Source organism: Tractidigestivibacter sp. (assembly GCF_050946515.1).
Classification (GTDB): Bacteria; Actinomycetota; Coriobacteriia; order Coriobacteriales; family Atopobiaceae; genus Tractidigestivibacter.
This window is the reverse complement of record NZ_JBMNUX010000011.1, coordinates 19790-41356: the sequence shown is the minus strand read 5'-3', so window position 1 is coordinate 41356 and position 21567 is coordinate 19790. Positions and strand designations below refer to the sequence as shown.

Genomic DNA, 21567 nt, shown 5'->3' with positions numbered 1-21567 from the left:
CGGGCCAAAGTGTGGGGCTGCACAAGAATTGATGAGGCGTGTCGTGCGGGGATCTCCAAACAAGGCCCCCACACGACGTTTGCCGCCAACTGCAATAACGCCCGCAGCCTCCACACGACGCGAAAGACAAGTCCCGCACGATAAGCACATTGCCTATCGTGCGGGACTCTTGAGCACTATGGGGCACGCGTCGTGCGGGTTGCGCGCGGGCTTGGGCGGGCTTGCTTGCAGGGCTATTTTGTCTGCCTGCGCTCGGGGACCTTCAGCATCATAACGAAGCCGACGACGAAAAGCGCGGCAATCGAGAAGACGCCGAGGCTCGCGTTGCCGGTCAGCGCGGTGAAGGTCCCAACCAAGAACGTGCCCAGGATAGCGGCATACTTGCCGAAGATGTCAAAGAAGCCGAAGTACTCGTTTGCATGCTCCTTGGGGCAGAGCTTGCCGAACTCAGACCTTGAAAGCGCCTGGATTCCTCCCTGGAAAAGCCCGACGGCGATGGCGAGAATCCAGAACTCGAACGCGGAGCGCAGGAAGAAAGCGGCAAAGAGCGTGATGCAGAAGTAGGCAAAGATGGCAATCAAGAGCATGCGCCTTGTCCCGTACTTGCTCGAAAGCTTTCCGTATGCGATGGCGGACGGGAATGCCACGAACTGCGTCACGAGAAGGGCCAGCACGAGCTGCGTGCCGTCGATGCCAAGGTCGGTTCCGTAGCTCGTTGAAAGCTTGATGATCGTATGGACGCCATCGATATAGAAGAAGTAAGCAATGATGTAGTAGCGAAGGCTCTTGTCGGCCCAGATTGCCTTGAGCGTCTTGCCAATCCCTCCGATGGCCTTTGAGATGGCATGCGGCTCGCGCGGCTTGTAGTGCTTCTGCTGGACGTTCTTCAGCAGGGGAATCGTGAAAATAATCCACCAAGCTGCGGTGATGGTAAACGCAATCTGCATAGCCCCCTGGAGCGAAAGGCCAATGCTGTCTCGGAAGAGCACAATTGCTAGGCAAATGATGAACGGCACGCATGACCCGACGTAGCCCCATGCGTAGCCGTTGCTCGAGACCTCGTCCATGCGCTCGTCGGTTGTTGCATCCACAAGAAGGGCGTCATAGAACACGAAAGAGGCATTCAATGCGATAGATGAGATTACATAAATGATGAGAAACGGCAGCGCCGTGGTCGGGAACCCCATGGCAACGCACGCGATGGCCCCAATGGCCACGCACCAGGTGATGAACTTCTTCTTCATCCCCTCCATGTCGGCGATGCTGCCGAGGATTGGCATGAGCAGAGCGATGATCAAAGAGGCAACCGTTTCGGCGTAGCTCCAGGCAACCATAATCTGCGCGCCGTCCGCAATCGCCTTGAAGTAGATGGGGATGACGCTTGTGGCAAGCAGGACCAACGCAGAGTTGCCCACGTCGTACATGACCCAGCTTCGTTCTGCCTTCGTCATCCTTTGCGCCATGATGCCTCGCTCTCATCGTCTGCGGACAGTTAGAGAATTTCACTGCATAAACAATCAAAAATCTAGCTGTCGAAATTCAACCTAGAAAGAGCTACTTGTTAGCATTTTGTAATGCTTTTTCGCGGCTCTCTGTTGGGGGCCCGCCGACGGCGGGACGGATTCGTGCCAACGGGGCAATGTCTGGAAGGGCAGAGCGTGATTCTCGTTGGCGCGATTCTCGCTTGCGTATGGGGCATAATGTGACTGTTGACTGAACGAGGTCACGTTTTGCCGAAAAAGAGGACACATGCCTGCACTTCTTACTCATGATTTCTTTGCACGCGACGCCAGCGTCTTTGCGTCTGACGCTCTTCCGATTGGCTCTCTCGACGAGAGGGACGCCTTTGCCCTGGGCTGCCAGGGCCCTGACCCCCTCTTCTACCTTGAGATCCATCCCTTGATGGCCAAGTGGGCGCCCATTGGCAACCTCATGCATGAGGAGCGCCCCGCAAGCCTTCTTGCTTCTCTGCGCATTGCCGCGGACAAGCTTCCGCGCTCCGAGCAGAGTATCGGCCGCGCCTATCTGGCGGGATTCTCGTGCCACTGGTTGCTTGACGCCACAATCCACCCGTTTGTGTACTGGTGGCAGAAGGCCCTGACCTCTCAGGGGGTCACCGGTCTAGACAGCAGCTATGAGGGCATTGTCCACGCCGAGGTTGAGCGCGACTTGGACGAGGCGGTGCTCTTCTCCAAGGTGGGCAAGACGATTGAGGAGTACCGTCCCTTTGAGCAGACGCTACAGGCTTCGCGCAAGGTCCTCTCGATTGTCGACAAGATGTACTTCTACGTGACCCTTTGGGCGTATGGCAAGCCCGTCGATCCCACGATCTTCTCGGTGGGAACGCGCTGCTATCGCCGCGTGATGAAGGTGATCTACTCTCCGCGCGACCACCATCGCGAGCTCATGGGCCGCATCGAGCGCATGTCAACCGGAAAGCCATACTCAAGAATCTGCGCGCTGTCGCATCGCGCGCGCCGCTCAGACCGCTCGAGGTTCGATAACCTTGAGCACGCGACCTGGGAGAATCCCTTTTCGCATCAGCAGAGCGATAGCTCGTTCTGGGACCTTTACGAGAGAGCGCTCGCCCGCGCGCCCAAGGCGATTTCGGCCGTGATGGGCGATGGATTTGACTTCGATGCCAGCTGTGCGCTTACCGACCGCATCAACTTTGAGGGCGAGCAGGTCGAGGACACGGGTCTGAAGAGGTAGGCGGCGCATGACGAGCGAGGCCACGCGCCACGTGATGCAGGCTAACAAGAGCGAGAACACCAAGCCCGAGCTCAAGATGCGCCAGGCCTTGCGCGAGCATGGCTACACGGGCTACCGACTTCATTGGAAGAAGGTGCCCGGCCGTCCCGACGTGTGCTTTCCCGGGCGCAAGATAGCCATCTTCGTGAATGGGTGCTTTTGGCATCGCTGCCCGTACTGTGGCCTTTCCATGCCGAAGTCGAACGTGGAGTATTGGTCAAAGAAGTTTGCCCGCAACCGCTCTCGCGACGCCCGCAACAACGCGCAGCTCGTGAGCGAGGGCTGGACGGTCATCATTGTGTGGGAGTGCCGCCTCAAGAAGGGGCGCCTGGAGTCGACGATGCAGGACGTGCTTGCCGAGCTTGACCGCGCGAGCGCAGGCGAGCCCCGCGCGCCTCGCGTGATAGAGGCGGGAGCCCCGCCGGTTTGGCACCTTCGCCTTGCGAGAAAGCATATTCAAGCAAGGCACCCTCGGCATTAATGCAGGACGGGCTTTACAACGTAATGCGAGCCTTGGTCACAAGAATTTTGTGGACGGTGCCATAATCTTGGCCAACATCACAAAGTAATTGCATTCTTTTTGCCTTGGGCGAATCGCAGTAATAAGCTTTATACAAGTAAGTTTTGCCAAGTCGGAGGTGCTTTGATGGCTACATACGTTTTTTCGGATGTCCACGGGCATCTTGCGACCCTTGAGAGGGTTCTTGACCGAGTCTCGCTCACGGAGGACGACGCGGTCTATTGTCTTGGCGACATGATTGACCGCGGGCCAGATCCTGTGGGCGTCCTGAAGCTCGTGCGCTCTCTGCCCAACGTCCAGGTTCTGCAGGGCAACCACGAAGACCTCATGATCAGCTACCTCTCAAGCCCCGACGATGGGCTCGCCGCGGCAAACTGGTCGATAAACGGCGGAATGATGACGCTGTCCGGTCTTCACGACATCGATGAGGACGAGGCCCTCGACCTCATCAAGTGGGTGGCGTCTTTGGGGCGAAGCGCACAAGTTGAGGTTTCCGGTCGGCGCTACGTTATGGCGCATGCGGGAATTCGGCCACGTAAGGCTCCGCACGAGGGGGAGTGGGACGAGAAGGCAATAGGAGAGCTTCTCGCCAGCCAAGACCCCGACGACTTGGTTTGGATTCGCGAGGAGTTCTGGAGCGTGCCGACTGGTCTTGTGAATGAGAAGGGCGAAGGTCCAATCGTGATTGCCGGTCACACCCCAACGCCATACCTTGAGGGCATGACCGAGCTGATGGACCGTCCCCCGTATGGCGATGACGGCTTTGCTCAGATGGTGCGCGTGGGCGCGTGCGACGAGACCGGCGGCGTGGCCGATCGGTGGGACATAGACTCCGGCGCGGCTGGCGGCGCGGGGTTTGGTCGGGTGACCTTTGTGCGCCTTGATGACGGAGAAGAGATCTCCGAGACCATCCGCGAGGGCGAGTAGGCGAGCGGCATGCCGGAAGCTGGCAGGGTGGTCCATCCGCTTGCGCCCATCATCGACAGTGAGTGCCGCGTGCTTGTGCTGGGGACCATGCCCAGCCCAAAGTCTCGCGAAGTGGGGTTCTATTACGGCAATCCCCAGAACCGCTTTTGGCGCGTGATGGCGGCAATCTTTGATGAGCCGCTTCCCCAGACAAACGAAGAGCGGCGCGCCCTTTGCCTGCGCCATCATGTGGCGCTATCCGACGTGCTGAAGAGCTGCACGATTGCCGGGGCTTCTGACTCCTCTATCCAAGACCCCGTGCCCAACGACATCGCCGCTCTCCTGGCGCAGGCGCCAATTGACTCCGTATTTTGCACCGGAACCACGGCCACCCGCCTTTACCAGCGGCTTGTTGAGCCTGTCTGCGGAGTTGCGGCGGTCGGCCTTCCATCCACGAGCCCGGCTAACGCGCGTATGCGCCTGGACGACCTGATTCGCGCGTACGAGCCCTTGCGTCGCGCGGCCGAGGGATAGCGAAATTTGCCGCTCCCGTGGCGCGGCGTTGGCGAATTCTGCCACAATGGGTGAAAACTTCTTTTTACGCACGCAAACAATGTTGCTGATTCGCAGAAGGGCAGTGCGATGAGTCTTTGTGACTTTATGGACGATAAGGACATGTCTCAGCTGCTGATAAGCGCTCCCGCGGAGGACTTGCTCCATGGCGCGCTTTGGACAGAGGACGAGGGCAAGGGCTGGGTAAAGCCCTGGCGGTTCACGAAGGGGCAGCTCAAGGCTTTGGGCAGCTGCCGCGCCTGGCATCCGGGCCTCTATCGCGCCATGGCCGCGTGCACGGCAGGCGTTTTTCTCGAGTTTGAGACCGACTCTTCCTCCATCGTGGTAGAAGTGCGCGTCGAGCCCTTCCCGAAGGGCTCCCGCGACGTTTTTGACGATCTTGCTGGCTCCTCGTTTGCGCCAGAGGAGCCCTACGACGGGCTTTCCTGCGACGTTGATGGCCGCCATCTTGCTTGCGTCCTTCCCGAGGGCGAGGGGGAAGACGGCGAGCGCGTGGAGTTTCTTCTCGACGACCCTGACGAGGCTCCCGAGCAGGGAGTCCAACGCCTGCCGGGCCTTGGCCGCAAGCACCATGTGCGCGTCTGGCTTCCGTGCCTTACCAGCTGTTCGGTCAAGCGCGTCGTGGGCGATGGAAACAGCATCGTTGCCGTTCCGCAGCGCCGTCACCTGCTGGTTATTGGCGACTCAATCGCGCAGGGCTTTGTCGCGGGCGACCCGGCGCTTACGTGGCCGGTCCTTCTCGCCGACAAGCTGGGGCTGGACGTGGTGAACCAGGGCGTTGGCGGGCAAGTGTTTCTTCCTGGCTCTACCGTCGGGCTGAACGAGGCGGCAAACCCCGCGCAGGTCGTCGTCGAGCTGGGCGAGAACTATCGCTACGAGCCGTGCCAGATGATGCGCGTCTCTCGCGACGTGAAGACGAGCCTCTTCGAGATTGCCGAGGCGTTCCCCGAGGCGCCCGTATGGGTCATGACGCCGATGTGGCACTCAGACGAGAGGCACCCCACCAATCCCAAGAGCTGCTTCTCGCAGATTCCCGACCTCATCCGCTCGTGCGTTGCCGCCAACCCCCAGCTGCGACTCATCGAGGGCGAGCGGCTGCTTGCACCAAGCCCCGTTCTTATGGCGGACGGATATGAGCATCCCAACGCGCAGGGGTCCGCTGCGATTGCCGAGCGCTGTGCCTACGTTATGGAGACCCTGGCAGAGAGCGCGGAAACGCGTCGGCAGCGTGCGATCGAGCTTCTTTCCGATGGTCCGGACGAGGCGTTTCCTATTCTTGAGAGCGCTCGGCGCGGGGCGGGAGAGGTTTACGTTGCCGAGAAGGGCGTCTGCGTGCTTTCGCTTCCCGGTCACGAGACCTTTGTGTGGGGGACCGACCGCGCGGCCACGAGAGCTGCGCTTGATGCCTTTGCGTCGCGCGAGCTTGTCTGCGTATTGGGCGACGAGATGGTTCGTGACGTGAAGGCCAACCTGGGCCTTCGCCACGACGAGCCTTGCCACTTGGTGGTCTATGAGTCAAAGGAGCTCATCAAGATCAAGTCGTCTCTCGACATCAGGGTGCTGACTCCCGCGTATTCCGACCTTGTGCTCAGCAACTACAGCCACCCCGAGTACCTTCGCGATGGCGAGCTTGAGAGCCTGCTTGAGCACGGGCTTGTGCTGGGCGGGTTTGAGGACGGTCGGCTTTGCGCGTTTATCGGGGAGCACTCCGAGGGCGCCATAGGCATGCTCGAGGTGTTCCCAGAGTTCCGCCGTCGCGGCTGGGGCTTGGCGCTCGAGGCGGCAAAGATTGACCAGCAGCTCGAGGCGGGGCTCGTGCCATGGGGCGAGGTCTGGCCTGACAACAAGGCCTCGCTCGCGCTTCAAAAGAAGCTCGGCATGACCGTCTATCCCGAGAACTCGATGCACTTCCTTTCTCGCGCGAAGTAGGGCGTTGGGCGTGGCGCGGCGGTCTGCTGTTGTGTGGGGCCGCTCAAGAATTGATGAAGCTCATCGTGTGGGTCGCGCTTCTCGACCAGCCTCTCTGCCTGCGGCTTCTTCGAGCCCCGAATCTCATCGTGCGGGACTTTGCAAGGAGCTCCGATTGCCTCCCTCGTCGTGTGGGGATTTACGTCCTTGCCGCGGACTTCCAGTGGGAGAGCCCTTGCAAAACCGCAGGTAGAAAAATGGAACATTATTGATAACATTTTGAACTGTCCCACACAACGGAACCGCTCGGCTTCGCACTCCACGTAGCTCCACACGAAGAGGCTGGCGACCTGCGAGTACGTTGCGAACTCCCACACAACGGGCTTGACCGAGTCGGCGCTCGCCCCACACATTGGAGCGGCCCCTCATCCCCTGCTTTTCGCGCTGTTGCGAAGGGTCGCGGCGCGATCGTGCGGCGCCACGCCGAAGCCGTGTGACGTCGCGGCGCGGTCGTGCGGGACAAAGCCCTCTTGTGCGGAATCGGCCTTGCAGGATGATGTAGTTTGCGCGCTCGGCCCTTGTGGTCCATCCTCGTAACACGGCCATGGGAATTTGCTCCACGCCAATTTAAAAGTTTTATTGATATCACTTTTTGCCAATTAAGTTGCGCAAAATTTTAATCTATGTGGAAATGGTGTCGATTCTTCAGAGCATGTACAATCGGCTAGCCGAACGGCGAAAAAAACTGTGCGCTTGCCGATTTTTCACCCGGACCTCATTGCCAAATCGGCAAGCGGAGGAGAGGTAACTATGGAATCGTTTCATGGACGTGCACTTGAAGATCAGTTCCTGTCGATTGCTCGTGAGCTGGGCGGAGACGTCCAAAGCAGGAAGGATGGAGACGCCTATCTTGCAGGTACTCACGCCCTCTATCACGGAGGACCCGTCTCTTGGGCGCTGACTCCTAAAATCTTTGATGAGAAGCAGATTAAGATTCTGTCTGATGCTGCCGAGACCATGGGTCGCATCATGGACAAGGTTACTGCTGAGTATCTGCGTAATCCCGACTTCAGGGCTCAGTTCAAGTTCTCGCCTGAGCTCGAGGAGCTTACGCTGATTCCCACGGGCTACGATCAGCTTATTCCTATCGCTCGCGTCGACGTTTTCTTCAATGAGGAGACTGGCGACTATCAGTTCTGCGAGCTCAACACGGACGGATCTGCCGGCATGACCACCGCGGTCGAGGTCACTCGTGCCATCAAGCGCTCGCAAACCTACCGTCGTTTTGCCGAGTCTCACCCTGTAATTCAGACGTTTGACCCGGTTGAGTCCGTGGTCGACGCCGTGATCGAGACCTATCGTAGCTGGGCAAATGCCAAGAAGCTCGGCTCTCTTGACCATCCCGCCGTAGCCATCGTCGACTATTCTGAGAGCGTCAGCGCCGACGAGGTCGCCGACATTCTGACGCACTTCGCCGAGCGCGGCGTCCCCGCGTCGTTCTGCGACATCCGCGACCTGCACATTGGCAAGGTTGGCGGCCGTGACGCCCTGATTGGTCCCAACGGTCCTATCTCGTGCGTCTATCGTCGTGCCGTGACCTCCGAGATCGTCGCTCGTCCCTGCCGTGGCGCCGATGCGCTTGCAGAGGCCGCCCGCCGCGGTCTCGCTTGCCTGATTGGAGGCTATCGTACCTGGCCGTGCGCCTCGAAGACCGTTTTTGCGGTCCTGCGCTCTGACGCCGTTCGTGGCGTTCTTACTGAAGACGAAATCGCGTTCGTGAACGCCCACGTTCCCGAGACCGTTCTGCTCGACGAAAACAGTGACCTTGCGCCGTACGGCGACAAGGACCGTTGGATCTTGAAGCCTGCTGGCGGCTACAACGCCGAGGGTGTTGTGGCTGGTCTTGACTGCGAGACCAACGAGCAGTGGCAGGAGGCCCTGAACGAGTGCGCCAAGAAGGGCGGCATCGTGCAGGCATATGCGCCGCAGTACCGTACCCCGACCCTTGTTGGCGGCGCGCTGGCCGATGGCGCGGACCCGCTCGATGCGCCCGAGATGAGCAACATGGAGGGGCTGTATCTCTTCCGCGGCAAGTTCGCCGGCGTTTTCACTCGCTGCGGTCTTCAGAACGTAATCGGGGAGTGGACCCATCGCGTGAACATGGGCTGCCTGGTCGTGAAGGAGTAGCCCACCGAACGCCCGCGCTCTTGGCGGAGCCATAATAGTTCGCAGCACGCCCCACGGTTCAACAGTCGCGCCGTGGGGCGTTTTCTTGTGTTTCGACCGTCCGTTGCCCTTGGGGGAGTGCGCATAACCTCAATCGCTTGCCCTCCTTTGCCCTGTGCCGCGGAGGTTATGCGCACTCCTATTGCGCACATCCTGCCCTCGCGCGTTTTGCCCGCGAGCCGTCTTGCAATGCTGTCCGCTCGCGTTGCTAGAATGGCGCAAGAAAGCAGACGCTAAAGGAGATGCCTCGATGCCCAGTTCAGCAAATCCCTTTGCCCCGCACCTGACGGGGGTCCTGTCTTCGCAGGTTCAGGAGCAGATCGTGCAGATTCGCAATTCGGGTGGACGCTCGGAGTTTGCCTGCCCGGACTCGGCGGCAATCCGGCGAGAAGACGCTGCGCGCGACGTTGCCACGCCGCTTCGACCAGCGTATGTACGCGACTCTGAAAAGATCATGCATATGAGCGCCTATAACCGTCTGTCGGGAAAGACGCAGGTCTTCTCGTTCCGCGCTGACGACGATCTTGCCCGCCGCGGCCTTCATGTGCAGCTCGTCTCTCGCGTCGCGCGTGATATCGGCGCTGCCTTGGGGCTCAATTTGGACCTCATTGAGGCAATAGCGCTCGGTCACGACATTGGCCATACCCCGTTCGGCCATGCTGGCGAGCGCTTCCTCAACAACGAATACCACAAGCGCACCGGTCGCTTCTTTGCGCACAACGTCCAGAGCGTGCGCGTGCTGGACGTGCTTGGCGGCAGGAACCTGTCCCTTCAGACGCTCGACGGGGTCATTTGCCACAACGGCGAATTTGAGCAGCAGGTCTTCCAGATGAGCGATCTTTCGAGCTTTGATGAATATGACCAGCGGGTCGAGCAGTGCTGGGCCGAGGGGGGCGCCGCCATTGGCCGGCTTCGCCCCATGACGCTCGAGGGCTGCGTCGTGCGCGTGTCTGACATCATCGCCTACGTGGGGAAAGATCGCCAGGATGCCATTCGCGCCGGCCTTCTGGACGAGAACAGCTTCGATGACGGCATGGGCGGGGCGTACAATGCCTGGGCCCTGAGCGCCTTTGTCGCCGACATCGTCGAGCACAGCATGGGCAAGCCGCGCATCGAGATGAGCGAGGAGGGCTTTGTCGAGATGCGCCGTGCCAAGCGCGAAAACTACGAGAAGATATGCGGCGCTGCCGAGGTGAACGGCGATTTTTCTCGCGGGGTGTCAGAGCTTTTCTCCATGCTTTACGACCATGAGCTTGAGGCACTTCGCGCAGGCGACGAGTCGTCTGCCATTTTCGCTCACCATATCGAGCCTGTGGGAAGGCACCTCGCTCCTTATGGCCGCAGCTACAGATGGGAGGACGACCTTGACCTTACGGTGGTCGACTTCATCTCGTCGATGACTGACGACTACTTCATTGCGACATGCTCCGCGCTTTTCCCTGAAGCAGCCGACCTGTTCCCCCATCACGGGTACTTTGGCGTCGCACGACCGTAAGGCGAATGACGCCCCAGCTGTGGGGCTCTGCGGTCGTTAGCCTTCAGAGGTGAAGGCGGCGACAAAGTCCTCAAAGCTGTCCGTCGCCATAAGATTCGCGGTCTTGTCCATCGAGGTGAACGTCTCAACGATGATGTCGAAGGCGTCCCTGAAATGCCTCATGTCCTCTTGGGCAATCCCGATGAGCAGGACAAAATTGACCCGCTTGTTTCCCCAGGCGATAGGCGAGTCGTTGTGAATCACGGCGATGAAAGACTTTATTGCGTTCTTGCCAAGCGAGTGGGGGAGCGCAAGGTTGTCGGTCAGAGCGGTTGACGACATGCTCTCGCGCAGGTGAACTTCATTGATGAAGGCGTCATCTGCATAGCCATTCTCACGGCAGAGCGCGCCCAGGTAGTCAATGCAGCCATCCGCCCCTTCCACGCGAGCGTTTCTTGCATAGAGCTCCGGGCGGACGATTGACTCGAGAAAGAGCAGCGCCTCCTTGCGCCGCTTCCGCTCCAGCGCGTTGTCGGCAGCTTCCCTGATTTTTCTCGACCAGCGCTCGTTGAGGATGGGTCCCACGACAACCTGCTGCGAGTTGCCGGTCGGAATGTCCATGGTCGATATGACGAGGTCGCACTCCGGGCGCATCCTGAGATACGCGTCGCGATTCATGATGCCAATGACGGTGCCCGTCGTCCCAAGCGTCTCTTTGACGCTTTCCGCAAGCTGGCCGGCAAAGTCGTGGTACTGCTCTACAACGATGATGCAGGTGAGCGACTCGTTGTCCGACGAGCACCTTTCGAGATATGCGCCAATGTGGAACGCGATGAGGGCGATCTCGTTCTCGTCGATCCTGCAGCCAAACGCCTTGGAGAAGCGGTGCGCAAAGTGAACGCCCATGTCATAGATGGGCGGGTACTCCACCTTGATTTGGTCGGCGAGCGGGTTCGCATAGCTCACGTTATACTTTGCCCGCTGATACGCATTGAACATGTGCAGCGTCAGCTGCAGGATAAGGCGCTCGTCGAACATCGGGATGCCGTAGCACTCTGCTGTCTCGCGGGCGATGTCGTGCACCGATTGGGCAAACGGCTCCCCGACTATCTTGGCAAGGCTCTTGACGTCAAGCTCTTCGTAGGGATAGCGCTCCGTCGAGAGGGCGACGAGCAGGACGATCTGCTTGAAGTCGGCGTCGGGTATCTTGCAGCCGTAGTCCTGCTCGAGGTAGGTCGAGATGTCCTGGGCCGCAGACAAGATGTCCTTGCTCTGGTTGAATTGCTCCAATACCTGGTTCACGTCTGCAAGCGTGTCGTTGTCTGCCAGCGGATTTTTTGATTGCAGGCGGGACACCACGATAAGGATGTGCAGCATGAGGTTGTTCAGCGCGTAGTCGTTGATGAGCAGCTCGCGGTGCTGAAAGATGTCCACGATCCTCGACAGCATCGAGTCGACATCGTAGTCGGGAAAGAGAAGCCGAAGCGTCTCGATTGACGAGAAGCTGTCGTTTCCCTCTTGCGTTGCCAAGTGTCCCAAGAGCTTTCGCTTCTCCCGCTCGGGACCCTCAAGCGAGACGTTGAAGTTGTGGGTCTCTAGCGACAGGTCGTATTGAGCGGCAAGCGAGCGCACGGCAGGCATCACCGTGCTCGCCAGCGTGCTTTCGCTCACGCAGAGCTCTTCCGCTAGATCGAAAAGCGACAGCGCCTCTTTTGAGCCAATCAGGCGGTAGATGACATGGCTCACGCGACTCTGCTGCTCGTTTTCTTGAGTGGCGGGCCGGTTCTCCTCCTGATTGTTGGTCGCCGCTGTCTTGTCTGACTTGCGAAGCCGATATCCCTCGCTTGAGGAGACGATGGTCGCCTCGCCGGATTGGTTGATCTCAGAAACGTAGTTGCGAATCGTGCGCTCGGTTGTTCCGAGCATCCTTGCGAGCGTTTGAGCCGGGATGGAGAACTGCGCGCCATCGAGCACGCGCAGTAGTTGCTCCATGCGTTTGGATTTTCTGCTGCTCATAAGTTTGATCGCACCCTAGTTTTGACGGTTGTAATCATCACAGATGGTATTCGGCCGCTTCAAAGGGGGAAAGCGAGACATTTTCCTGCTGAAGGAAAATATCCAGCCTTTCCGCCTGGAGGAAAAAACTGCATTCGACCACCTTGGAGCCGCTCCCTAGAGTACGGGCTAAGGAAAGACGGACGTCCAGCAGCTACTAAAGACCAGGACTTGGAAGGGGCATCAAATGGCCGAAGAGAAAGAGCTTCGCATTTTGCTTGCATGTGGCATCGGAGCGTCTACGGGATTTATGGCACAGAACATGAGGAAGGTCGCCAAGGAGCAGGGGCTCAACTGCACGATCAAGGCCGTGAGCAAGTCCGAGGTGCTCGACTATGCCGACAAGATCGACGTGCTGCTCTTGGGACCGCACTTCTCGGGCGAGGTCCCGAGCTTCAGGAAGGAGCTCGAGCCCTACGGCGTCAAGGTCATGGCAATCGATCCTGACTACTACTCGTCCCTTGATGGCGAAGGGATCTTGGAGGACGCCTACGCGCTCTATAACGGCGAGCTCGATGACGACGAGGACTAGTCACTAGACGGCTGAAAAGGGAGGAAAGCCATGCCAGAAGCACAAGCCAAGAAGCGCGGGGTCATGGACCGCACGCAGGACTGGATCAACAAGCACATAGTGCCCGTGATGAACAAGATCACGGCTACCTACTGGTTCTCGATCATCGCAGAGTCGGTTCTCTACATAGTCCCGTTCACGATGGTCTCTGCCATCCCGAGCCTTTGGAACATCCTTCGCAAGTTCATCACGACGCTGCCGGACCTCTCGGTGCTCAACACCTACTCGTTCGGCCTCATCGGCCTGTTCGTCGTGTTCATCATCCCGTATAAGGTCCTGGTGAAGGAGGAGCGCCAAGACCGAGCGCTGCTCGCAGGGTTTACGGGAATCGGCGCCTACATGCTCTGCATGAATGCGCAGGTGACTGACGAGGGCACGGTCTTCACGATGGCCAAGTTCGGCGCTGGCGGCATGTTCACCGCCATGTTCATCGGCTGGTTCGTCGGCCTGATGTACAAGAAGACCGCTCACCACTCCTTCTTCAAGGACGACTCGCCCATCCCCGACTTCGTTAAGAACTGGTTCGACAACATCATCGTGATCATCGTTGCCCTGCTCGTCGGCTACCTGCTCACCTACGTCTTGAGCATCGACGTCTTCACGCTGGTTGGCCTTCTCATGAGCCCGCTGACCGGCTTTGCCCAGACGCTCCCCGGAGTCATCCTTATCGCGCTCATCATGGACGTGTTCTACTTCTTCGGCATCTCCGGCTGGGTCTTCACGTCGTTCACCTCGACCGTCCAGCAGGCCGCCCTTGCTGAGAACATGACCGCTGCCGCAGCTGGCCTTGCTCCTACGAACATCTACGCCTTCGGCTTCACGCGCTACACGATGATCGGCGGCGAGGGCGCAACCCTGGCGCTGGCGCTGATGCTGATGTTCTCCAAGTCCAAGCGCAACAAGCTTATTGGCAAGACCACGCTTGTCCCGTCGCTTCTAAACACCAACGAGCCGCTGTTCTTCTCGACGATTGTCAACAACCCCTATATGTTCATCCCCGTGGTCCTTCAGGCAATCATTCTGCCGGCCAACACCTGGCTCTGGATGCACTTTGGCTTCGCATCGATGCACACCGAGATGTTCAACATGTACTTCATCCCGAACTTCATCTCGGCGACCATCTACGCAAACGGCGACCTGCGCAACGCCTTGCTGGTAATCGTGAACTTCATCCTGTCGTTTATCATCTACTTCCCGTTCTGGAAGGCGTATGACAATTACCTTGTGAAGGAAGAGGCAAGCCAAGAGGCAAGCATTGCCGCCAAGAAGGAGGCAAAGCGCGCAAAGAGGGCCGCAAAGCGTGCAGCGAAGGCCGCGGCTGCCGAGAGCGCAACAGACGCGCCGACTGCTTCCACTGCAACCAGCCCCGATGCAAGCAACGCTGACGCAACTGACGCAGACGCGACGAAGGCGCCAGACAACCCTGAAGAATGATCAGCTGGCATCCCATGCCAAGGAGGAAATGATGGAAGAAGAGAAAGTCGATATCAATCAGGTGTCCATGGAGGTCATTCTCAATGCTGGCGATGGCAGGGGATGCATGGACAAGGCGATGGAGGCCGTCGCGAGGTTCGATTTCGAAGGTGCGGACGAGTACGTCAAGCAGGCCGAGCAAAAGCTGCTGGCCGCGCACCGCGCGCAGACGTCGATGATTCAGCGTCAGGCAGCCGGCGAGGACGTTGAGTACTCGATTCTCTTCGTCCATGCGCAGGACACGCTTATGACCATTGCCGCCGAGCTTCACACGCTTAAGGGAATGCTTCCCGTGCTGCGGGCGCTTGACGACCGGATTGCCAGGCTGGAGTCCAAGTAGACGCTTCCGCGTCAGCAGGTATTCTGCGCTATTGAAGTTGCAACGATTCTTGGCACGCCCCGGGGCACGGGCTGCCCTTGGGGCGTGCTCTCTCTTCAGACGATAGAAAGGTGGCCGTTATGGCTGAAAATTCTGAGAGCGCATTTCCCGAAGGGTTCCTCTGGGGCGGCGCGACCGCTGCTAACCAGATCGAGGGTGCCTACAACGAAGGCGGGCGTGGCCTTGCAACCTCGGACTTTGCCCGCTGGGTCCCGAAGGAGCAGCGCATTTCTGGCAAGGCCACGAGCTGGGCAACCTACGAGATGCTCGACGACATGATGGCGCATCCGGAGAACTATAACTTCCCCAAGCGTCGTGGTATCGACTTCTATCACCGCTACGAGGAACAGCTTGAGGCGCTGGCGGGGATGGGCTTTACGGTCTTCCGCACGTCGATTTCTTGGAGCCGCATCTTCCCGAATGGCGATGACGCGGAGCCCAACGAGGAAGGTCTTGCCTTCTATGACAAGGTCTTCGACAAGTGCCTCGAGCTTGGCATGCAGCCGATGGTCACGCTCTGCCACTTTGACACTCCGCTCCATCTTGCTACCGAGTACCAAGGGTTCCTCTCTCGCCATACGGTTGACAGCTTTGTCCGCTACGCAGAGACTGTCTTCACGCGCTACAAGGACAAGGTGAAGTACTGGCTCACCTTCAACGAGATCAACAGCTCGCTTGGCAATCCCTACACCTGCTCGGGGCTCGTGCTGCACGACGACGGCACCCCGAACCCCTATAAGGAGCAGTGGCAGGCCAAGTACCAGTGCGCCCACAACCAGTTTGTTGCCAGCGCGCTCGCGGTGAAGAAGTGCCACGAGATCATCCCTGACGCCAAGATCGGCAACATGACCTGCCGTCTTGAGAACTACGCTGAGACCTCCAAGCCCGAAGACGAGCTGCAGGTGCTCTTCGAGGACCACTTCAACTGGTTCTACAGCGACGTGCAGGCAAAGGGCGAGTACCCGTACTACATGAACCGCTTCTTCAACGACTATGGCATCAAGATCCAGATGGAGCCTGGCGACGAAGAGATCCTGAAGGAGGGCACCGTCGACTTTCTCTCCATCTCGTACTACATGACCTACATCATGCGCTACAAGGGAAGCCCGGTTCCCAAGCCCAACGGCTCTCTCGTGACAGATATCAAGAACCAGTATCTCGAGGTCTCCGAGTGGGGCTGGCCCATCGACCCGATTGGCTTCCGCATCACGCTGAACCACATCTACGACCGCTATCATCTGCCCATATTCATCGCCGAGAACGGACTTGGGGCGGTCGACAAGGTTGAGGCTGACGGCACGATCAACGACGATTACCGCATTGCCTACCTTCAGAAGCACGTAGAGCAGCTGGGCGAGGCCATCAAGGATGGCGTGGACGTGTTCGGCTATGCCTGGTGGGGACCGATTGACTTGATCAGCTCCGGAACCTCCGAGATGACCAAGCGCTATGGCTTTGTTTACGTTGACCAGGACGACTTCGGAAACGGCACGCTGGCGCTTTCCAAGAAGAAGTCCTACGACTACTACAAGAAGGTCATCGCATCGAACGGCGCCGACCTGTCAATCGACTAAGCTTTCTGCCTTTTGGCGAACATTTCCGCCCTGCAGCGCGACTTTTCGCTCGCAGGGCGGAAATGTTTGGCGGTGGCTTGGAACCGAGTGCGCATAACCTCACAGAGATGGGCGGTTTTGGGGCTTGTCTGTGAGGTTATGCGCACTCGCGTTTGGCACGACAACAAGACGGTGCCAACTTTGGGTTGCGGACGGGTCGCGCCCTGCTCGAGATTGCCGCAGCTTGGGAGCTTGGCTCGCTGTCTGGCGTCTAAAGGGTGAACAATCCGGGATATTCAGAAATATTTCAGGTTAGCGCGCATAACCTCCACGCATGGGTACGTTCTGCAAGGTTTCTTGATCTTGTGCATGCTAATTTTGGTCTGGCATGGGAATGAGCGCGTTGAGATAATCAAGGCCTTGCTTGCTACCTGCGGAAACTATGCCGTTTTGCCTAGCGACTATCTCAGAAAGAACAGGAAGGCTTTCCCAAGGCGTTCCACCTCTCGTGGTTCCCTCGCGCGGTCTCTCAATGTGCACAAATAGCATTTCCGATCGTCGACCAACTTCAAGCGAGATGCTTTTCGAGCCATCAGTCGAGCCATTCCTGCTTGCTGAATCGTTCTTCATCCCCGCAGTGGCGTCATCGATTGCCATGCTAAAGAACGTGTAGACGTCTTCCGGTCGGAATCCAGAAAGGACGGACCCGTCGACAACGTAGCTCAATGAGATTCCGCAGCGTTTGCAAACCAGAATCTTCTCGGCCAGAACTGTGTCAAGCGCTTCGTTACCCGTATTCGTCCTTGCGTCCAGCACATCCATCTCTTTTGCGATGTCCCTCAGCTCTTCTTTGCTTAATGACCCGCTAGATGGGTCTTTTGTAAGAAGCCTGAGGACTCTATGGCGCATGTCGTGCAGGCTTCCAACAAGCGCATCGAGCGTCTCGCGGCTAGTTTTGTATTGCCGCTCGCGCTCCTGCATGATCTTATTGGTAATGGCAATTCCGCCCTCAAGTCGCCTGTTCGTGACGAGCTCAAAGACAAGAAATAGTGTGAGAAGGCAGGTTACTGCATGGGATATTCCCAGCACGGCGGTGGGCAGCATGCTCACGGACGTTGCCGTAAGAGCCGTCATTGCCGAGTCAGCAAAAACGTTAATCACGACAACGGCAAGAACTACCAAAACGACGCGCCATCCTGCCACCTCAAACCTGACTCCTAGATTCCCCTCGCGAATAAACAGCAGGTAGCAGAGGTAATAGGAGAGCGCTGAGCACACAATCATGCAGATGGCGGGGGCGGCTTCCTCGCCCGTGCCGTAAGGAATCAAAGAGTTGACAACCCTCGAGAGCGTTGTCCCCAAGTTTTGCATTGTATAAGCAGAGGCGCTGCAGAGGAGCGCCGTCCAAGGGGAGCACTTTCGGCAAAGAAAAGTCAGTGCACCCGTAATGATGATCACTGCGGCAAAGCGGTACATGTCCCAAGGCATGGCTCCAGAGGTCGTGTCGAAGCCCGAGGATTCCCCTGTTGGCGGAATGGCGCCTGGTCCAAAAGCCAGAGCGGAGAAAGCCACAACGCAAAGAGCCGCAATGACGCGTCGCCAAGCAATGCCTTCCCTTTGGGGAAGTCTCCAAGCTAGCATGATGGCGGGAACGGCGAACGAAGCGATGCTAAGTACTATGTGGACGAGGCGTCCGCTCACACGTTTCTCCCGAAATAGTCGGCAAGGCGCTGCAAGGCGGCATGTCGTTTGGACCTGGTGAGAAAGCATTCCTCGCCGTTCGAGAGAAGGACCTTCTCGCCGGAAACAGACCGCACGTGCCTCATGTTTACAAGGCAGCAGTTTGAAATCCTGACGAACGGCAGCTCCTCCAGGTCTTTCTCGCAATCGCGAAGCGTTCCCCTGACGGGCACCACAGCGCCATCCTTCAGGTGGTATGTCACAGTGTGTCCGCGGACGTCGACGTAAAGCACGTCTCTTGCGGGCATGGCTCGCATCCCGTCTTTCGTCGAGATGTAAATTCCCTCGCTTGCGTTCTGGGCAGAGACGCGCATGGCACGATCCATCCTTACGCGAAAGTCCGAGTAGCTGACGGGCTTCACCATGAAGTCCAAGGCCCGAACCTCGTAGCCCCCAGCCGCGTATTGGGCAAGACTTGTCACAAAAATGAGAGGCGTCTCTTCGTCGTAATCGCGGATTAGCCGGGCTGCTTCCATTCCGTTGATTCCTGGCAGCCCGATATCAAGAAAGTAAAGGTCGTAGGGGTGCCTTTTCTCAAGAAATTCGAGCGCGGATGGCTGCACCGTGATGTCAAAGCGCTCGCCGGTCTCTTCGGAATAGCGAGAGAGCAACGTCTTGAGAGCGTCGGCCTCGGAGGGGTCGTCCTCCATGATCAGGATGCGAAACACTTCTTTACGTCCTCCCATGCCCCTAACTTGCCGTCCTATGCCAACTCCCGCATCTGAAGATTCCCCAATTGTAGCTTCAGACGTGAAGAGGGACGGGGATCTTCCGCCCAGTGGAAGGAAGGAGTGCAATGGCACAGATGACACGTAGGAGCTTCATCGGGACCGCTTCGGTCGCAGGAGCTGCAATTGGACTGGCTGCTTGCTCTGACGCAACCGGCTCGGACGAGAACGCTATCTACAACGCGCCGGATGCCGGCTCGTATCCGATTGACCCCGACGGGGATGACGTCGAGGCGCTTTGGACCAGCGAGGATATTCGCGCCGGATGGACAAAGGCGACAAATCCGAACGGCGTTGAGATCGGAGTTTGGGATACGGCCAAGATCATCCAGGTGGACGGGCTAGCCTTTCGCGACATGAACGGCGACGGCAAGCTCGACCTTTGGGAGGACTGGCGCCAAAGCGCCGAGGACAGAGCTCGCGCGCTTGCCGACGAGCTCCCCAGGGAGCAGATCATTCCCCTCATGTGGCACGGTGGGGACACGGCTATGTCTATCACGGGCGAGGGCGTTAACACCGAGAAGTACGGACTTCTCTCTCAGGGGTCGCGCGCTGGTTGCTCGCGCCTTTGCTCGACGATTGACTCGTATGGCTCTGATATCGATTGGATCAATGAGGTCCAAAAGATTTGCGAGGAGAGCGAGTGGGGAATTCCCTATCTCAACTCGACCGACCCATACCAGCTTTTTGGCCTTCCGGACAACATTGCCCTTGGAGCCACAATGGACAAGGACGTCTGGCGCAAGGCGGGCATGTGGCTTGGTCGTGCTTGGAGGGCGACTGGCGTGCGCTGCCTGCTGGGACCCCAGATTGACGTCTACTCCCAGCCCCTTGGCTGCCGCATGAACGGCTCGGTATCTGAGGATCCTGCGCTCAACCGCGATTTCACGCAAGCTTTTGCGGGCGGTCTTCAGTCCACGTGGGGCGACGACGAGGCGACGGACGACCAGGGCTGGGGCAAGGATTCGGTCGCCGCGATGCTGAAGCACTTCGTTGGTGCCGGAGCTGTCGAAGGCGGTCGCAACGACCACGCCGACGCCGGTCGCTACAACGTGTTCCCCGGAGACAACTTTGAGGCCCAGCTCATTCCATTCTTGGACGGCGGCCTTAACCTTGATTCCGAGACTGGACAGATGGCTGCCGTTATGCCTTGCTATGGAGTCGCATACGACGAGGACGAGAAGTACGGTGAGCTTGTTGGCGCCGGTTACAGCAAGAGCATCCTCTCAATTCTTCGCAACACTGGTTGGGACGGCATGTTCTGCACAGACTGGCAGATTCTGAACGACGAGACGTACGGCGTGGCCGATTTGTCGATGCCCGAGCGATACGCAAAGATGGTTGAGGCAGGAGAGGACCAATGTGGCGGCCTGTTCTGGGTCTCCATTTTCGAGGACTCTTGGAACCTTCTCGTCAATGACCTGGGGGAGGATGGCGCCTTGGAGCGCGTGCGTGACTCCGCGAGAAGGATCGGCACGCTCATGGTGCACGTTGGGCTCTTTGACCAGCCATATTCGGACACCACGGCGGCAAAGGAGATTCTCGAGAGCGAAGCGGCGGCATCGTTTGGTCTTGAAGCTTCCGAGAAGTCCGTTGTCATGCTGAAGAACAAGGACGGGATCATTTCTGAGGGCGGCCTTGGCGATGCCAAGGTGTACATGCCGGTAAAGAAGAGCGAAGCCACGATGTACTCCATGATGATCAACGAGGACTCGAGCTATACCTTCGATACCGCCTTTGACCTGGATCTTGCCAAGGAGTATCTGGGTGACAATATCATTACTGACTCCAACGACGGCGAGAACGTCGTTACGGTCGACGACTCCGAGCTTGCTGATGTGGACTATGCCATCGTGAGGGTGTCGGGGCCGAACGACCCGAACGACGGCGTGACGGGTGGCACGGCCCTCTTTGGGGGAGACACTGGCGAGCCTCTTACGTATCACCCCATCACCTTGCAGTATCTCCCGTACACCGCGGACGGACCTAACGTTCGACAGGAGTCGATTGCGCACGTTGATGAGGAGGGCAACTACGAGAACCGCTCATACTATGGGCAGTCGTCTTCCGCCAGCAACCAAAGTGATCTTGACATGGTCATTGACCTGAGGAATCGCCTTCCTGAAAGCGCGAAGATCATATTGCTTGTCGAAGCAAGCAACCCCATGGTGTTTTCCGAGATCGAGCCTTACGCAGACGTAATCCTCTTTACGTGGACCATGCAGTCGAACCTGCAGGGGGAGGCTTGGGCACGAATCATTGCTGGAAAGACCGAGCCGTCTGGTCTTCTTAACGCACAGATGCCCGCGGACATGGACACAGTCGAAGCAAGCTATGAGGATGTGTCACGCGACCTAGAGTGCTATGTGGACTCGGAGGGCAACTCCTACGACTTCTGCTTTGGGCTCAACTGGTCCGGAGTGATTGACGACGAAAGGACCAAGACGTATAAGGCTTCGCCGCTTACTAAGACGGAAACCGACTGGAGCATGGACTAGTCTAAGGCAAAAAGCCTCCCCACGACGCCTCTTCGACGCCGCGGGGAGGCTATTTCGTTGTGGCGTCAGTTCGAGTGCGCATAACCTCACAGAGATGGGCGGTTTTGGGGCTTGTCTGTGAGGTTATGCGCACTCGCGTTTGGCACAGACATCTCCGTAGTGCGAATTCCGGGCAGCCGAGGGGCTCTGGCGCCCCGCATTTCCCCAGCTCG

At 58.4% G+C, this 21567-nt stretch carries 17 protein-coding genes; 12 read left to right on the top strand and 5 right to left on the bottom strand.

Translation table 11 applies throughout. The annotated features are described in order from the left end of the window. Window positions 1-233: 233 nt before the first annotated feature. Window positions 234-1451 (bottom strand): MFS transporter, encoded by a 1218-nt coding sequence (locus tag ACOYJL_RS07605; RefSeq protein WP_433569620.1) that lies wholly within the window; start codon window positions 1449-1451, stop codon window positions 234-236. 298 nt (window positions 1452-1749) lie between these two features. Here ACOYJL_RS07605 and ACOYJL_RS07600 point away from each other — a divergent pair, with 298 nt between their 5' ends. From ACOYJL_RS07600 to ACOYJL_RS07580, 5 genes are all read left to right on the top strand, one after another. Then, window positions 1750-2712, top strand: coding sequence for a zinc dependent phospholipase C family protein (locus ACOYJL_RS07600; protein ID WP_433569619.1), 963 nt, complete (start codon window positions 1750-1752; stop codon window positions 2710-2712). 7 nt (window positions 2713-2719) lie between these two features. After that, window positions 2720-3232, top strand: a complete 513-nt coding sequence (locus tag ACOYJL_RS07595) for a very short patch repair endonuclease (RefSeq protein ID WP_433569618.1) — start codon at window positions 2720-2722, stop codon at window positions 3230-3232. A 165-nt stretch (window positions 3233-3397) separates the two neighbouring features. Then, complete coding sequence (locus tag ACOYJL_RS07590) at window positions 3398-4198, top strand: metallophosphoesterase family protein (RefSeq protein WP_433569617.1); 801 nt, start codon at window positions 3398-3400, stop codon at window positions 4196-4198. 9 nt (window positions 4199-4207) lie between these two features. Next, window positions 4208-4711, top strand: a complete 504-nt coding sequence (locus ACOYJL_RS07585) for a DNA-deoxyinosine glycosylase (protein WP_433569616.1) — start codon at window positions 4208-4210, stop codon at window positions 4709-4711. A gap of 108 nt (window positions 4712-4819) precedes the next feature. Beyond that, window positions 4820-6679: a GNAT family N-acetyltransferase gene (locus ACOYJL_RS07580; protein ID WP_433569615.1), complete on the top strand. Its 1860-nt coding sequence runs from the start codon at window positions 4820-4822 to the stop codon at window positions 6677-6679. On the opposite strand, the gene ACOYJL_RS07575 is transcribed toward ACOYJL_RS07580, so the two are convergent. Further along, window positions 6637-7071 (bottom strand): hypothetical protein, encoded by a 435-nt coding sequence (locus ACOYJL_RS07575; RefSeq protein WP_433569614.1) that lies wholly within the window; start codon window positions 7069-7071, stop codon window positions 6637-6639. The two genes, ACOYJL_RS07580 and ACOYJL_RS07575, sit on opposite strands and share 43 nt — an antisense overlap. Window positions 7072-7468: 397 nt before the next feature. Here ACOYJL_RS07575 and ACOYJL_RS07570 point away from each other — a divergent pair, with 397 nt between their 5' ends. Both ACOYJL_RS07570 and ACOYJL_RS07565 read left to right on the top strand, forming a co-directional pair. Continuing rightward, complete coding sequence (locus ACOYJL_RS07570; protein WP_433569613.1) at window positions 7469-8845, top strand: hypothetical protein; 1377 nt, start codon at window positions 7469-7471, stop codon at window positions 8843-8845. A 289-nt stretch (window positions 8846-9134) separates the two neighbouring features. Continuing rightward, window positions 9135-10379: a deoxyguanosinetriphosphate triphosphohydrolase family protein gene (locus ACOYJL_RS07565; RefSeq protein WP_433569612.1), complete on the top strand. Its 1245-nt coding sequence runs from the start codon at window positions 9135-9137 to the stop codon at window positions 10377-10379. Between the two features lie 36 nt (window positions 10380-10415). Here ACOYJL_RS07565 and ACOYJL_RS07560 read toward each other — a convergent pair whose 3' ends face one another. After that, entirely contained in the window at window positions 10416-12350 is a 1935-nt protein-coding gene (locus ACOYJL_RS07560) for a BglG family transcription antiterminator (RefSeq protein ID WP_433569611.1), read from the bottom strand. A 250-nt stretch (window positions 12351-12600) separates the two neighbouring features. Between ACOYJL_RS07560 and ACOYJL_RS07555 the strand changes: the two genes are divergently transcribed. From ACOYJL_RS07555 to ACOYJL_RS07540, 4 genes are all read left to right on the top strand, one after another. Further along, a complete protein-coding gene (locus tag ACOYJL_RS07555) occupies window positions 12601-12945 on the top strand; it encodes a PTS sugar transporter subunit IIB (protein WP_433569610.1) in 345 nt (114 codons plus the stop codon). Between the two features lie 30 nt (window positions 12946-12975). Next, window positions 12976-14418: a PTS sugar transporter subunit IIC gene (locus ACOYJL_RS07550; RefSeq protein ID WP_433569609.1), complete on the top strand. Its 1443-nt coding sequence runs from the start codon at window positions 12976-12978 to the stop codon at window positions 14416-14418. 31 nt (window positions 14419-14449) lie between these two features. After that, window positions 14450-14797, top strand: a complete 348-nt coding sequence (locus ACOYJL_RS07545; RefSeq protein ID WP_433569608.1) for a PTS lactose/cellobiose transporter subunit IIA — start codon at window positions 14450-14452, stop codon at window positions 14795-14797. Between the two features lie 119 nt (window positions 14798-14916). Further along, on the top strand, window positions 14917-16410 hold the full coding sequence (locus ACOYJL_RS07540; RefSeq protein ID WP_433569607.1) for a glycoside hydrolase family 1 protein: 1494 nt from the start codon (window positions 14917-14919) through the stop codon (window positions 16408-16410). 351 nt (window positions 16411-16761) lie between these two features. Here the strand turns inward: ACOYJL_RS07540 and ACOYJL_RS07535 are convergent, their stop codons facing one another. Continuing rightward, entirely contained in the window at window positions 16762-17718 is a 957-nt protein-coding gene (locus ACOYJL_RS07535) for a hypothetical protein (RefSeq protein ID WP_433569606.1), read from the bottom strand. A 368-nt stretch (window positions 17719-18086) separates the two neighbouring features. Beyond that, window positions 18087-18797: a LytR/AlgR family response regulator transcription factor gene (locus ACOYJL_RS07530; protein ID WP_433569605.1), complete on the bottom strand. Its 711-nt coding sequence runs from the start codon at window positions 18795-18797 to the stop codon at window positions 18087-18089. 128 nt (window positions 18798-18925) lie between these two features. On the opposite strand from ACOYJL_RS07530, the gene ACOYJL_RS07525 reads away from it, so the two are divergent. After that, a complete protein-coding gene (locus ACOYJL_RS07525) occupies window positions 18926-21355 on the top strand; it encodes a glycoside hydrolase family 3 N-terminal domain-containing protein (protein WP_433569604.1) in 2430 nt (809 codons plus the stop codon). Window positions 21356-21567: the final 212 nt, after the last annotated feature.